Origin of the sequence: Marinomonas ushuaiensis DSM 15871 (assembly GCF_000521805.1) — a bacterium.
Classification (GTDB): Bacteria; Pseudomonadota; Gammaproteobacteria; order Pseudomonadales; family Marinomonadaceae; genus Marinomonas; species Marinomonas ushuaiensis.
On sequence record NZ_JAMB01000008.1, the window covers coordinates 99,374 to 114,078 of the forward strand.

General features: G+C 40.0%; 9 protein-coding genes and 1 tRNA gene. 4 read left to right on the forward strand and 6 right to left on the reverse strand.

Features of this window, described 5'->3' with window-relative positions; translation table 11 throughout:
• The first annotated feature begins 43 nt into the window (after positions 1-43).
• A complete protein-coding gene (locus MUS1_RS10220; RefSeq protein ID WP_036162192.1) occupies positions 44-1,429 on the forward strand; it encodes a DEAD/DEAH box helicase in 1,386 nt (461 codons plus the stop codon).
• 102 nt (positions 1,430-1,531) lie between these two features.
• Here MUS1_RS10220 and MUS1_RS10225 read toward each other — a convergent pair whose 3' ends face one another.
• The 3 genes from MUS1_RS10225 to MUS1_RS10235 all read right to left on the reverse strand — a co-directional run bounded on the left by MUS1_RS10225 (position 1,532) and on the right by MUS1_RS10235 (position 5,909).
• Positions 1,532-3,523, reverse strand: coding sequence for a methyl-accepting chemotaxis protein (locus MUS1_RS10225; RefSeq protein WP_036162194.1), 1,992 nt, complete (start codon positions 3,521-3,523; stop codon positions 1,532-1,534).
• Between the two features lie 84 nt (positions 3,524-3,607).
• The gene (locus MUS1_RS10230; protein WP_036162195.1) at positions 3,608-5,653 is read right to left on the reverse strand and encodes a putative bifunctional diguanylate cyclase/phosphodiesterase; all 2,046 of its coding nucleotides are present in this window, start codon (positions 5,651-5,653) and stop codon (positions 3,608-3,610) included.
• Positions 5,654-5,832: 179 nt separating this feature from the next.
• A tRNA-Ile gene (locus MUS1_RS10235) sits at positions 5,833-5,909 on the reverse strand.
• A 365-nt stretch (positions 5,910-6,274) separates the two neighbouring features.
• Here MUS1_RS10235 and MUS1_RS10240 point away from each other — a divergent pair.
• From MUS1_RS10240 to MUS1_RS10250, 3 genes are all read left to right on the forward strand, one after another.
• Complete coding sequence (locus MUS1_RS10240; protein WP_036162197.1) at positions 6,275-7,306, forward strand: SRPBCC family protein; 1,032 nt, start codon at positions 6,275-6,277, stop codon at positions 7,304-7,306.
• A gap of 78 nt (positions 7,307-7,384) precedes the next feature.
• A complete protein-coding gene (gene pepQ, locus MUS1_RS10245) occupies positions 7,385-8,683 on the forward strand; it encodes a Xaa-Pro dipeptidase (protein WP_036162199.1) in 1,299 nt (432 codons plus the stop codon).
• Between the two features lie 413 nt (positions 8,684-9,096).
• On the forward strand, positions 9,097-11,259 hold the full coding sequence (locus MUS1_RS10250) for a methyl-accepting chemotaxis protein (protein ID WP_245595794.1): 2,163 nt from the start codon (positions 9,097-9,099) through the stop codon (positions 11,257-11,259).
• Positions 11,260-11,359: 100 nt separating this feature from the next.
• On the opposite strand, the gene aroQ is transcribed toward MUS1_RS10250, so the two are convergent.
• The 3 genes from aroQ to MUS1_RS10265 form a co-directional block, all read right to left on the reverse strand.
• Entirely contained in the window at positions 11,360-11,812 is a 453-nt protein-coding gene (gene aroQ / locus MUS1_RS10255) for a type II 3-dehydroquinate dehydratase (RefSeq protein ID WP_036162201.1), read from the reverse strand.
• 172 nt (positions 11,813-11,984) lie between these two features.
• Positions 11,985-12,464 (reverse strand): peroxiredoxin, encoded by a 480-nt coding sequence (locus MUS1_RS10260; RefSeq protein ID WP_036162202.1) that lies wholly within the window; start codon positions 12,462-12,464, stop codon positions 11,985-11,987.
• 62 nt (positions 12,465-12,526) lie between these two features.
• Positions 12,527-14,503 (reverse strand): methyl-accepting chemotaxis protein, encoded by a 1,977-nt coding sequence (locus MUS1_RS10265; protein WP_036162204.1) that lies wholly within the window; start codon positions 14,501-14,503, stop codon positions 12,527-12,529.
• Positions 14,504-14,705: the final 202 nt, after the last annotated feature.

Consider the following 14,705-nt stretch of genomic DNA (forward strand, 5'->3'; position numbering starts at 1 on the left):
CGATCAGCTTTGCACCCGCCTTTGATAAAACATGAGAACATCTATGAGTTTCGACAAACTTGGGCTTTCTGCCCCCATCTTAAAAGCCATTCAAGACCAAGGCTATACTGAGCCATCCGCAATACAAGCTCAGGCAATACCTTCCATTCTTGAAGGTCAAGATGTGATGGCCGCAGCCCAAACGGGAACAGGCAAAACAGCCGGTTTCACTTTACCTTTGCTTGAATTACTAAGCCATGGTGAAAATGCACAAAGTAACCAGGTTCGTGCATTGGTATTAACACCAACACGTGAATTAGCCGCTCAAGTAGCGGAAAGCGTAAAAAATTACGGCCAACACTTATCTCTTAAATCCACGGTTGTTTTTGGTGGCGTTAAAATTAATCCTCAAATGATGGCTCTGCGTCGTGGTGCCGATATTTTAATAGCAACACCTGGCCGTATGATGGATTTGTACAATCAAAAAGCCGTACGATTCGATAAGCTGGAAATCCTTGTTTTGGATGAAGCCGACCGCATGTTGGACATGGGCTTTATCCATGACATCAAAAAAATATTAGCAATTCTGCCAAAGAAACGTCAGAACCTATTATTCTCGGCAACGTTCTCTCCTGAAATTCGCCAACTTGCCAAAGGCTTGGTTAACAATCCAGTAGAGATTTCTGTCACGCCGCGTAATGCCACTGCCGTTTCTGTAGAGCAATGGTTACATCCAGTAGACAAGAAACGTAAAACAGAGCTTTTGATCCAATTGATTAAAGACGGTCGTTGGGATCAAGCATTAGTGTTCTCTCGTACCAAACATGGCGCTAACAAAATAACCAAAATGCTAGAAGACGCTGGCATACGTGCCAGTGCCATTCATGGTAATAAAAGCCAAGGCGCACGCACTCGAGCGTTATCTGACTTTAAAGATGGCCGTATTCGAATTCTTGTCGCGACAGACATTGCTGCTCGTGGTTTAGATATTGAACAGCTGCCTCACGTAGTAAACTTTGACCTACCTGACGTAGCAGAAGACTATGTTCACCGTATTGGCCGTACAGGCCGTGCTGGCGCAACAGGTAAAGCGATTTCATTGGTTGCTGCTGACGAACTAGATCAATTGCGTGCGATTGAGCGTTTGACTCAGAAACTAATTGAGCGTCGTTATGAAGACGATTTCATGCCGACACACATGTTGCCAGACACACAACTAGACAATCGCCCAATAAAACCAAACAAGCCTAAAAGAGCACAATCACCTCGTGATCAAAACAGTGGTTCACGAAATGGTAATGGTGCAAAACAAGGTAATGCACCTAAATCTGGTAATCGCCGTCCAACGGACAAGGCCAAAGCGCCAAAAGCCGATGTCACACAAGGACAAGGTCTGCGCAGCAAGCCTTTAGCGCCAGCGCGAAGAAACCGTCGACCTACGCAAGATTAACCTCTTTTAAGGCGTCATCGTTGAACAATAAAAAGCCGTTAACACACTTGTTGTTAACGGCTTTTTATTCGGCGTTATGTATTAAGTTTTTCGTGTCAGCATTTACTTCAGTTTATAAGAAGATATTTCTGTTAACACTTCTTCAAAGCGTTTACCTGCAAAGGTAGCACCTTCATCTGTTTGATTCACCATTTTCAAAATCTGCTCTGATCTTGCACTGACGTTTTGAATGTTCTGATTTATTTCTTCTGATACTTGTGACTGCTCTTCAGAAGCCGTAGCCACCCGCTCTATCGTTTGCGCCAACTGCTCAATCGCATCAAACAAACCTTGCAGCATTCGGGCATTCTCACTAACAATATCAGAGGTTTCTGTCGCTATATTCGTGCATTGAGACATAGATCGTAAGGCGGTATCACCGGAGCCAACTAAGGCCTCAATCATGGTTCGAATCTCTTCCGTTGACGTTTGTGTACGCTGTGAAAGTGTACGCACTTCATCGGCCACCACCGCAAAACCTCTTCCTTGCTCTCCCGCTCGTGCGGCTTCAATGGCGGCGTTAAGCGCCAGTAAATTGGTCTGATCCGCAATGTCTTCAATGGTTTCTAAAATGGTGCTGATTTGCTGAGTATTTTTTGTCACGGATTGAACGGCAGCATGACCACCTTCCACTTCTTTAGAAAGGTTCTCAATAGACAGTAAAATGCCTTCCATGCGCTGAGAGCCTTGCGTACTTTGCTGACGAATATTTTCGGTGGCCTCAGCAGACAGCAACATATCTTGAGAAACCGTATTGCTGGTCAACGACATTTCTTCTACGGCGGATGCCATTAAGTCCGTTTGGTTAAACTGTTCTTTCGTTTCTTCTAATGCACTGCGAGAAAAACCGCTCAGTACCGTCATGCTTTCTTTTGATTCTGACGCCATGTTAGCCATCAAGCCAAAGGAATTTCTGAGATGATCTAAATGTCTGTTCAAATATTGAATAATTTGACCTAATTCATCGTTGGATGTGTTTTCTATTCTGCCAACCAGACTGCGATGCTCAGAAACATTCGATAGCGTCTCACTAATACGCTCTACTCGAGATGAAATGGATCGCGTCAACACAAGCGCCAGCCATATAACCGGACTAATCAGCAAAACAAAACCAATAATTAAACCGTTCCGATACCACTGGCTTGTCGAGGTTAATTCAGCACTTAAATGCTGTATTTCTACGCTAATATTATCCGCCACACTTTTTATCAAACCAATTTTACTGGTCGCCAACGTAAACCAGCCTACAGGGCCTTGAACAACCGACACATCTGACGCACTTAAAAAACGCTCTGTGGCTTGTTCGACTTGTTGCCATTGCAATTTAGTCATCACCGCGTTCAATAAAGACTTCACACCTACTGTGGCAATCATATTAAAACGCTCTTGCTGATGTTGTTCGTTTTCAATAAAAGCGGCAATTTGTGATTGGCGTTTTGCTGTCGTTGTTTTGGCGGCATACACGCCATTTAACGCACCTCGATATTGTCCGACACGCTCTTTCATCCACAACAAACTTAAACGCGATTCTAATGCTTTGGCAATTTCTCGATTCTTCACATCCGAGATAACCATTTGGATGCCATTCAGCGCTTGTCTATTCACTTCAGAGTAAAAAGCAAATGAATTGTTCGTTGCATCAAGGGCACTCACTTTTTGACGAACTCGTGTTTTATCACGTAATGCCGACAAAACAGGGCCTCTGAGACGATCTAATTCTTGCAAAGAAAGGATATTAAACGCATCGGGCTGGATGTTTTTTAAAGCGTTTTCAGCATTATCAGCCGTTTTACGCTGTGCTGCTAACGCCTCTTTACCATTTCGACCTTGGCTGCCTAAAAAGCCAGCACTCAATCCTCTTTCTACAGCAAAATTATGAGCAACCCCATCTAATAATTCAGAGAGTTTGACCATATCTTCGGCGACCAAGCCTTCATCGACTTGTTTATTTAAATCTAAAACTAAAAATGCCGTAATAACAATGGCAAACAAGGAAGGCAAAACACCTACGATAGTAATAGATTGGGAAACTTTCAGGTTGGAAAGAAAAGACACTCGAACTCTCCTTGTTATAATTTTTTGTACGTAAGATTCAGTATGTAAGAGGTAATAGCTCTGTTATGGCCAGTAAATATAAACTTAGTCGTCCAGTAACTTGAGCTTCTTAAATTTATCGGTTTCAGGGTTGAGCAATACATCTTTTGCTATTAACCAAGGTACTGGCTTACTCAATAAATACCCTTGCATATTATGGCAACCAAGCTCGCGTAAATACATAAATTGCTCCACCGTCTCAACGCCTTCTGCGACAGTATCAAGTTGATAAGACTCCGCCATCGCAAGAATCGCTTGAATAATAATTTCAGAAGACTTCTTACCTGTTTCCAATAGATCGACAAAGGACTTATCGATTTTCAGTCCATTAACAGGGTAATTTACTAACTGATTAAAGGAGATATAGCCCGTTCCAAAATCATCTAATGAGATCTTCACACCAAGCGATCGAATACTTTCCAGTATGTTAATTCCTTCTTGGCCGATCTCGACAAAGCTTGTTTCTGTTAATTCCAATTCAATCCATGCAGGTGGAATATTGTATTTATCTAGTAAGTCCCTTAAAGAACTGATAAAAAGAGGGTTATTCAGCTCTTCAGAGGACATATTGATACAAAACGTCGGCGTTTTATCAGACAAAACCTCAAAGTTGTCTCTGATATTTTTGAACGTATTTTCTAACACCCACAAGTCAATTTCTCTGATCAAGTTGTATTCTTCCGCAACAGGAATAAAGACATCAGGGCCAATGGATTTCATCTTTTCAGAATGGGTACGCAGCAACACTTCAAAAGCGACAATTTTTAAAGATTTAGCCTCATAGATTGGCATGTAATTAAGGAAGAATTCATCTTTATCCAATGCCTCCTTGATAAACTCTGAAACACGTTTTTTATAATACACATTTTCAGAAAAGGCTTTATCAAACTCCTGAAAAGAAAGCAGGCGATTATTTTTCGCATGGTACATAGCAGCACCAGAGTGCGCCAATAAGGTGTCGAAGTTATTATTCACATGCTCCGCTTTCGCAACACCAAGACTAATAGAAACTGGAATTTTGTATGAATCAATAGGGATAGGCTCTTGGAACTTAAGAGTCATGGCATACGCTAACGCCAACATATCTTCTCTATTAAGATCATAAAAAATGATCAAAAATTCATCGCCTGAGAAGCGAGATAAATGACTATTAGCTTGGAACTTCTCTGCTTTCCTTTCGAGCATCCGACTAAAGCAAATCAATAACTTATCACCAACATCATGGCCATAAGTGTCATTAATATTTTTAAAGCCATTAATGTCTAGATAAAACATGTAGGCTGAATGATCGTACGACATACTATTCAGCTTCTTTTGAATACCACGTCGGTTAAACAAACCCGTTAACATATCGCGCTTGGATATTTCATTTAACTTAAAGTGCTGTCTGACTAGAAGTATCGCCCCAACAAGCAACCAAACCGCAAAGATCAACTTATATAAGCTGTTTTCGGAGATCAATTCTCCTTTCAAAGTGACGTTTTTTAACATTATTTCATAATCACCTGACACGGGCATACTGTGACTCAAGAACTCCAAGTAAATGATATTCGAAAGGTCTACTTGGCTATTTTGAAAATCAACGTCATATTGCTCTACCCACCAATTTTCAACTTGAAATACGTCTAAAGGCACCGTCAAAGTGCCTAAATTTTTCTCAGTGGAAAAAGTAATAGTATTAAATTTGAAAGAAGTTGGATCTTCAATTCGAGAATAATTAGAATGGAAATTCCTAAAAGACACTTTAATTTTAGGACTCTCAAACGGAGCCTTGTAGATAACCTCAAGCTCAAGATCATTGTAACGCCCAACATTGATGCCTTTGCCTAAACTGCTTTTTACATCAAGTGCCAAACCACATAAATTAAAGCCTTCAGCAACATCAAGGTGACACTGCAATGATGTATAACCTTTACTACTGACCAAACTATTAACGACTTTACTGGTTGAAACGGATTGAAATGAGTGATGGTTACGCTCGTCGAGAAGAGGCAATGAGCTGTTTAAAAAGCCAAAACGATGCAAAAAAAACGCAGAAAGCGTTAAGAGAATCAATATGAGTAAAACTTTGAGGTTGGCTTTCAAAAACATAACGGTTCCAGCAAGATATAACGACCATTTTATCAAACAAACAGTATAAGCCAAGCCATCAAACTATACGAAGGATATTGATCATTAAAAGCTCAACATAATACTGCGAGCACTTCCTAAAAACATAAAAAAGCCCCTAGAATTTAGCGTTAACTAACTATCTAGAGGCTTATTTTTAGTGGTGGGCCTGGAGTGACTTGAACACTCGACCTGCCGATTATGAGTCGGATGCTCTAACCAACTGAGCTACAGGCCCTAAAAACGATTTGCATTATAGCGACATGATAACACTATGCCAAGACAGCGATGGCATTTTTGTTAGCTAATTCAATGTAATGAACAAAAAATCATCAATTATTCAGGTTATCTTACTATTTTAATCTGCGCCTTCGACGATTTATCACAGTGAAGCAGCTTTACTACTTTCAAAGAACTCGACTAAAGCTTTTGCTTAACATTAGAAGCTCCTCATAAACAACCATTTATCTATCTACGCCTACTTGCCAAAGAGTGGCAGTAGACTCTATGCTGTGAAAAGCACTCTTCGTCTTATCTATCTATAAATGCTAGCAGATACACGCCTTCCAATCTAAACACATAAGAAACAAAGGATGAGAAAATATGGTTGTCATGTTATCCCTAATCACATTGTTTAGTGTGCTTTTAATTTCTTACTTATTCTTATCTAATGGTCGTTTTTCCAACCGTTACAATAGGTCAATCGAGCTTCCTATTCAGCTGGTTGCTGATGACTTAGCCGATTTAACAAATTGGGCCAATTGGTTACCTTGGTTAATTTATGACACAGATTCAAAAGTGACATACGAGTATCTCAATTCCGGCGTATTATCCGTTGTTCCATCCTGTTTAAGCTGGCACGGCCCTCTTATTAGAGATGGCTACATGACTTTAGAACCGGCTCGATCAAGTGCTCAGTATTTCCACACCACATTAGAAGCAATGGCTTTCTATCCTGGCGACACTCATTTCAACATTGATTTAACCAAGCAAAAAGAACGAACTTTGATCACCATTCAAATAACCGGAAACTTACCGTTTTTTAAACGTTGGTTGCGCACAGACTACACAATGCGAGCAAGCAAAGATGTTGAATTAGCATTATTAAAACTCTTAGCACATCTGGAAAAATATAAAGAAATTAATAATAACGAAGAGGATACACCTGTTTTTGAATGGCTTGGTCAAACTCGTTTACGTAATATTGATGCAGTAACACGACCTTTCGTTGTCAGTAACCAACCTATGTCACAGAAAATGGATCAAGGCTTTCATGACTTAGTCACTGAGTTGGGGCCAGAAAATCCACCAGCAGGCCCTTGTTTTGCACTCTATAAAAAAGTAGACCTTGCTCATCATTACTTTTCTGGCCGCCTAGGCGTTCCCGTACAAAATATTGTGCCCTGCGTGCTTTGCCCTGAAAGAATCGTATTGCATGGTAACTATCTTCATTTACGATATGTCGGCTGCTATCAGAACCTATCTTTAGCTTGGCACGTACTTTATAACTTCATGAGACTAAACGGTTTAAAAGTAAACCGTCACAGGTATAGCCTCGAAATATTCAAAGTGGGCCCAACACAAACAGACAACTCAAAAAATTACGTCACGCTAGTGCATTTACCCATTAAATAAACACGAAACTCCTGTTTAAACTTTATAGTTATTTTACTATCACCTTTTTACCTTTTAGATAAAGATGAGCTTTTCGTTATGACTACCACACCCTATCAAGATCATTTAACACTTCTCAGCTGTCGTTATGAAAAAGCCATGGCACATTTAAATATCGACGCTATCGTATTGGCTTCAGGAGAAAAAAGTTACTACTTCCAAGATGACCATACTCACCCATTCCATGCTTATTCTGGTGCGCAGCAGTGGCTTCCTTTTTCTCTGGGAGCAGAAACCTACATTATTTTAAAAACGGGAGAAAAGCCGACGTTAATTTGGCCCATTCGTGATGATTTCTGGCACGCGCCTAATTTAGTTCCTAAAGGCGAATGGCAGCAATATTGGACTATCATTCCCGCTAGAAAAGACGACAAATGGTTTGCTAATTTACCTAAGAATACTGCCTGGCTTGGTCCAAAGCCTATGCCTTTTGTAACACCTTACGATGGTTTAAAAGCTTATGTTGATTTTGAAAAGGCGGTAAAAACGCCATTTGAAATTCAAGCAATGCGCAACGCCAGCATTCGAGGCGTAAGAGGTCATCTCGCCGCAAAGGACGCCTTTTTAGCAGGCATGAGTGAACTCGACATTCATCTCGCTTTTTTACAAGCCAGCCAACAAACAGCCGCTCAAGAACCTTATCCTGGTATCGTTGGCTTAGATGAACATGCCGCAGTATTGCATTACGAGCATAAAAGCATCGTACACAATACAAGATCTCAAACACTTCTTATTGACGCAGGGGCAAGTGAGCATGGTTACGCCAGTGACATCACTCGCACTTTTTTTCGTCATGATGATGAATTCAGTGCTTTACTTAATGATATGGATGAGATGCAACAGAAACTTTGTCAAAATTCCACATCTGGCGTGGCCTTTAGAGATTTACACCAAGAAGCGCTCAGAGGAATTGCCACCTTATTGCATGAACACAAAATTTGCTCATTAAGTGTTGAAGAACAGCTAGTTAAAAACATCCCACAAGTATTTTTTCCTCACGGATTAGGTCATTTACTTGGCTTACAAGTACACGATGTGGGCGGGCATCAAGTTGACCAAACAGGAAAACTAAGCTTACCGGATGATAAAGCCCCCTTCTTGCGTTTAACTCGCACATTAAAAGAAAACATGGTCATCACTATAGAGCCAGGCTTGTACTTCATTCCAATGTTGATAGAAAAAATGAAAGCAGAGAATTCCAATCATGGTTGTGATTTATCTAAGATAAAACACCTTATGCCTTATGGTGGAATTCGTATTGAAGACAATATCGTCGTCAAAAATAATGCACCAGAAAACCTCACTCGAATAGCGTTCGCGACACAAGAAAATTATTAAAAAGAATCAATTAGACCCAAAGTATATACACAGTAAATGCATTTATATTTCGGGTTTTTCTCTCAGCTCTCTGTGAACGCGATTTATGTTGGAGTGATACAGAGTTACAGATATTGCGCACCAAAAATGAGCAAAAAATATCACACCTAGATCAAGCGCCTCATTTCAGTTCGGTTTCATCTAAATAAAAAATGAAACCATCGTTTCGTATCGAAACATGGCAAAAAACGCTAAATAAAACACTGTTTTTTACCTTTCAAGCAGTCGAATTATAAGGTTTCTTTACAGCTTTCCAGAGAATCAAACCAAAATATTTACCTAGCAATATAGTGGTCAGAAAATTGCTTTTTAAAGCTCATCTTTAAGGTGAACGCAACGAGGCGGACACTGAATGCAATGGAGCAGATATAAATATGAGTTCTAAAAGCAGTATGAGTTTGAAAAGCAGCCAGATGTTTCTCTCTCAAAAAGAACGTCGTTGGCTACCTTGGTTCGGCAATACAGGTCGGATATCTCTTTTTTGGTCATGTTATTTGAACCAGGAGATGTATCAGAATGTTGAAAAAACCTTTGAGGGAATCGCAAATACACGAGTTAAGTTACTCAATTCTTGGGCAAACAACCAATGGTCCCAGTTAGAAGTGTTATTGGACATGGTTGGAAATTCATTTCCTAATATAAAATTAAATGCGCTTGAAGAAAGGAAAAACATCGTACCTGATGTATCTGAATATTTTGTCATTGATGTTCAGGGAAAAGTTATTAATTCCACAGCAAAAGAACGTATCAACAAAACAGATTTAGAAGCCAAAGCCGTCACCGCAGGGTTAAGTAACCCTTTCCTTCATGGCCCTTATATTGATCAAAATACAGTTAGCATAGGTCATTCAAGTTCGAAATTTCATGATGCCGTGACACTCATGTTTTACCTCCCAATAAAACAAAATGGCATCAGTGTTGGCGCTGTTTGCGCACGTGTTCCTAATGATGTTTTAGGCGATTTAATCCAACGCGAAGCTGGCCATATTTACAAAGAGTCAGGCGATAATTATTTATTTATGGTCAAGTCAGAACACGACCAAAACATTTTACCCGGTACTGCCCTATCTCGATCTCGCTTTGAAGATAGCACCTTTAGTCATGGTGAAAATCTAAAAGGAGGTATCAAGACGAATTGGGAAACCGTAAAAGTAAGGCATCACACAGAATTTGAAATTCGCTTCACAGACCCCGCGACTAAAGAACTACACCCCGGTGTACGAGAAACCATTAAAAATGGTCAAAATCTATTTGTTACCTATCCGGGCTATTCTGATTACCGACACATTCCAGTGATTGGAAAAGGGGTAACTTTCCAATTAAAAGGCAGTCCAGACACTTGGGGGATGATGTGCGAAGGAGACTTAGAAGAAGTTTATCGTCGTCGCTCTATCAATCAAAAGCTAATCAAAAGTTACCTTCTAGCATCCAGCCTTCCTTTAATCGTGAGCACGACCTTACAAGCATACACTAACCTATCGGTTGTGATGATTAGCTCGGCCGCTTTTGCCAGCCTTGCGCTGACTGGATTCTTTTTCAATAAGTTAAGTACTCAAAAGATAAGCCGTAACATGAGCCAAATGACAGAGATGATTCAAACCATTGCTGAAGGTGAAGGTAACTTAAAACAACGCCTTAATGAAAACTTAGAGCATGATGAAACTGGTGATATGGGTAGATGGATGAACAGTTTCATCGACAACCTTGATAGCACAATGGGACAAGTTATTTCCGCTAGTACTAATGTAAAACGATCAAACGACTTCATGGTTCGAACTAATGAAGAAGCAAGACAAGCATCCCATTATCTCGAATCGTCAGTAGAAAGTATGCTCAAGGTATTTCAACAACAAGTTGAGGAAGTCCAAAGCGCTTCTCAAACAGCTCAAAAACTTAAAAAAACGATGGAACAAGTTGCTGAAGAAACTCAGTCTCGTTTAAAAGAAGCTAAAAGTGGCACTCAAGAAATACGGGACGTAGTAACAACTACAGCAGACTCAGTCAAATCATTGGATAAGAAAACCAATGAAATCGCAGGAATCATTACCACAATTTCTGACATAACAAATCAAACAAACCTACTCGCTTTAAATGCGGCAATTGAAGCCGCGAGAGCAGGCGAGCATGGACGAGGTTTCTCTGTCGTGGCGGACGAAGTTCGCAGCTTGGCATCAAAAACGGCATTAGCTGCAGAAGAAATACAAGCTATGCTTGAAGGAATTCAAGAAGAAACAAGCAATGCTGTAAGCTTTATGGAGAAAGGGGCTGAAAACGTCGATAGAAACCTGCAGGCCAATGAGCAAAGCAATACGGGCGATGAAGCCTTGTATGAACTCGTCGACTCTATGTTTGAAGCGATTCTTTTACTCAATGACAGTAACAAAGAAAACGCTAACACAGTACAAGAAATGGGAGTGGCTACTGAACAAATGAAACGCTCTATTGCAGCTCTACAAAACCGTTCATCCAGAGTTGGATTGTCAGCATTGAAACTAGATTCACTTATCGGACAGTTCCAAGTAACTGAGAAATCATAAAACACCAGCATGTCATTGCATTAAAAAATGCCGGAGAGTGTTCATTTTCCGGCATTTCTTTTCATAACAAATTGTTATTAGACACTTAAAAAACGCCTACTTAATTTGTCACTTTAGCCACCAAACCTTGAATCCCCAACACATAACCCTGAACGCCCAAACCAACAATAATACCGGTTGCAGCAGGAGAAATATAAGAATGGTGTCGAAAAGACTCACGGGCATGAACATTTGAAATATGCACTTCGATAACAGGAACGTCTGTTCCTTTAATCGCATCATGCAATGCGATAGAAGTATGTGTATAAGCGCCAGGGTTAAACACAACCCCCAACAACTCTCCTTTCTTCATTTTACTGCCAGCTTCATGAATAAGATCTATCAATGCACCTTCATGATTTGATTGATAAAACTCAACATCATAACCTAGAGCGGATGCAGCATCGCGACACATAGCTTCGACATCGGCCAATGTTTCATGACCATATGTTTCTGGCTCACGAGTTCCAAGTAAATTTAGGTTAGGACCATTTAACACCATGATGCTAGACATAATTTTTTCTCCTAAAGGTCAGCGCACAGTAATGAATCCTACCATCAAACAAAGAAACAATAGAATAAAGAAACAACCAATAAAACTTTCGCTATAAAAAAACGCTGCCAGTCGAATAACAGACTGACAGCGTTTTTACTTGAATTTCTAACTTAGGCTCTGAAGCAATAGCTCATAACTGAGACAAAACGTACTCAGCAGAGCTAACTTTGTATTCACCCGGTTCATCCAACCAAAGCTGTTGAACAATACCATTTGAAACAAGCATAGCGTAACGACGGCTTCGAATACCCATTTTAGCAGCAGAGATATCCAATTCCAGCCCCATAGAGCAGGTAAACTCAGCCAAACCGTCTGATGCCATGACTAGGTTTTCAGCATTATTTGCCTCACCCCAAGCATGCATAACAAAAACATCATTAACGGAAAGACAAACAATTTCGTCAACACCTTTTTCTTTCAATGCATCGTAATGCACGACAAAACCAGGCAAATGACTCGCACTACAAGTTGGAGTAAATGCACCAGGAACAGCAAACATAAGCACTGTTTTTCCTGAGAAAAATTCTGTTACATCCACTGTATCAGGACCTTCTTCTCCCATGATTTGAAACGAACCATGGGGCAGCATATCGCCAATAAAAATCGACATAGATGTTATTTCCAAAGAATTAAGTTGCGTGTATGTTAACGCAACCCACCTTAGAAACACTATTAAACAATTTTAAATTGGCTAAGAAGCTGCTTCTGATGAGAAGCCAGCTGTGACAAACCTTCACTGTCTTTCTCACTTTGATCGGAACCTTGTGATGCTTGTTCAGACATTTCCGATATCTCTAATACATTATGCCTAATATCTTGCGCAACAGCAGATTGCTCTTCCGCTGCGGCGGCAATTTGTGTACTCAAGTCACGAATTTCAGCCATACTTACCTGCAATTCAGTTAACGAAGAGCCCACGATACGAGCCTCTTCAGCACTGGATATCGCACTCTTACGGCTCTCTTCCATACTTCCAACGGTTTTCGTCACGCCTTGCTGCAATTGAACAATCACCTGTTGAATTTCTTCAGTGGAATTGTGAGTACGAGTCGCTAGGGTACGAACTTCGTCCGCAACAACAGAGAAACCTCGACCTTGTTCACCAGCTCGAGCCGCTTCGATTGCGGCATTCAGTGCCAACAAATTTGTTTGTTCAGCAATTTCTTGAATAACATCCAAAATACGATCGATATTTTTAGAATGCTCATCAAGCTGGTTAACAACCAACGTAGATTCTTCAATTTTTACTAGAAGATGCTCAATTTGAGCGATATTTGAATCCATTTGAGCACGATTTTGATTCGTTCTTTCATCAACAGATTGAATTTGATGAAGAATAACTTCCGAACTTTGAGCCACTTGGTTCACCGCTGTGACCATCTCATCCATGGAGGAAGCAACTTCTGTCGTTCTTTCATTCTGAGCGCCCATAAGTTTTTTTGAATCACTGGCCAAACGAACATTGCTACCGGCTGAAGTAGACACTTCGTTGGAGGCTTGATCAATTTCTAACATCACAGATTGCAGTTTCGCAACCAATCCATTTACCCAACCAGAAAGCTCACCAAATTCATCTTTGGTTTTCACCGTACTGCGCTGTGTGAAATCACCATCAGATATTTTCCCTAGTACCGTCATCACTTCTTTTAATGGCAAACGGATACTTCGACTTACCCACAAAGCAACCAATACTGCGATTGCAATAGAAACAACCAACACAATACCTATAATCAGTGTTGATAAAGATGCAGCGTCACTGGCTTCGTTTTTTGCCTTTTCACTCATTGATGCTGTTTCTGACAACAGTAGTTCCAAATGAGAACTGACAACTTCCATACTGTCGGATAAATGCTTCGCAAGTACTTCAGACTCTAGCTCTAAACGAAAATTTTCATAACGCTTCGCTATAACACCATTATCAGCTAATGCACCCGATTCTATCTCAGCAATCAGACCATCAATGTCTTCACTTTTTAGATAAGCTTGCTTGTCTTTTATTCCAGTAATTGTTGCTGCCATAGAATCACGCAAATCTTGCATTTTTTCTAAGCTACGCAAATCAAAGTAATCATTAACGGAAACTTGTAAGCTTTGCACTTGGCTCTGCATATAAGAAGCTGAGAATTGAATTTCAAAGTCCTCACCATCTTCTTCTAAAATTGCTAAATCTTCAGAGGCAAAAATAATAGCGTCTTTTAAATCCAATTTTTCAAGGGCAATGATCGCCTGCATATCCAACATTGTTTTGTGGTTAGAAAACGCCATGTCGGTATAACTAAAAAAGTTTTCTGCTTCAGTATTAATATTTTTCAATGCGTCGTTCATTATATGAAAATCTTCAAGTTGAGAACCTAACACGCCTGAAACCTTAACAAAGCTCTCTTTAGAAGCGATAAAGCTTTCTGACAATGCTTCTAATGAATCAGGGGATTTACTCAACAAATACCGTAATACAGCACCATTAGCCAAACTTAGATCTTCTTTCAAGGCATGGCTAGTAGAGGTAATACTGGCAACTTTCCCAGTCACAACATTCAATCTATCCTCAACCTTATTAATGCCGACAAAACCAGATGCAGCAATCATTAGTAAAAGTAACAACAAGACACCAAAGCCAAACAGAATTCTTTGGATAACAGACAACGACATAATCAACCTCTAAAATGTTTAGATCCCTTTTAAATTATCAGAACAATCCTTGCCTGAATAAAGCACGGCCACTAAAAAAGCTGACCATTTACACAGAAGCAATCCTACTTTATTGACAATAAATAACACTCTATAAACGATACATATTTGAATTTTTTATATAACGAAGATAAAAAACTGACGCTAACATAGATTTATTTCA

Coding starts and splice junctions, on each gene's coding strand:
- MUS1_RS10260 (WP_036162202.1), bottom strand. CDS start 12,464: ATGTCGATTTTTATTGGCGATATGCTGCCCCATGGTTCGTTTCAAATC.
- MUS1_RS10220 (WP_036162192.1), top strand. CDS start 44: ATGAGTTTCGACAAACTTGGGCTTTCTGCCCCCATCTTAAAAGCCATT.
- MUS1_RS10265 (WP_036162204.1), bottom strand. CDS start 14,503: ATGTCGTTGTCTGTTATCCAAAGAATTCTGTTTGGCTTTGGTGTCTTG.
- pepQ (WP_036162199.1), top strand. CDS start 7,385: ATGACTACCACACCCTATCAAGATCATTTAACACTTCTCAGCTGTCGT.
- MUS1_RS10240 (WP_036162197.1), top strand. CDS start 6,275: ATGGTTGTCATGTTATCCCTAATCACATTGTTTAGTGTGCTTTTAATT.
- aroQ (WP_036162201.1), bottom strand. CDS start 11,812: ATGTCTAGCATCATGGTGTTAAATGGTCCTAACCTAAATTTACTTGGA.
- MUS1_RS10250 (WP_245595794.1), top strand. CDS start 9,097: ATGAGTTCTAAAAGCAGTATGAGTTTGAAAAGCAGCCAGATGTTTCTC.
- MUS1_RS10230 (WP_036162195.1), bottom strand. CDS start 5,653: ATGTTTTTGAAAGCCAACCTCAAAGTTTTACTCATATTGATTCTCTTA.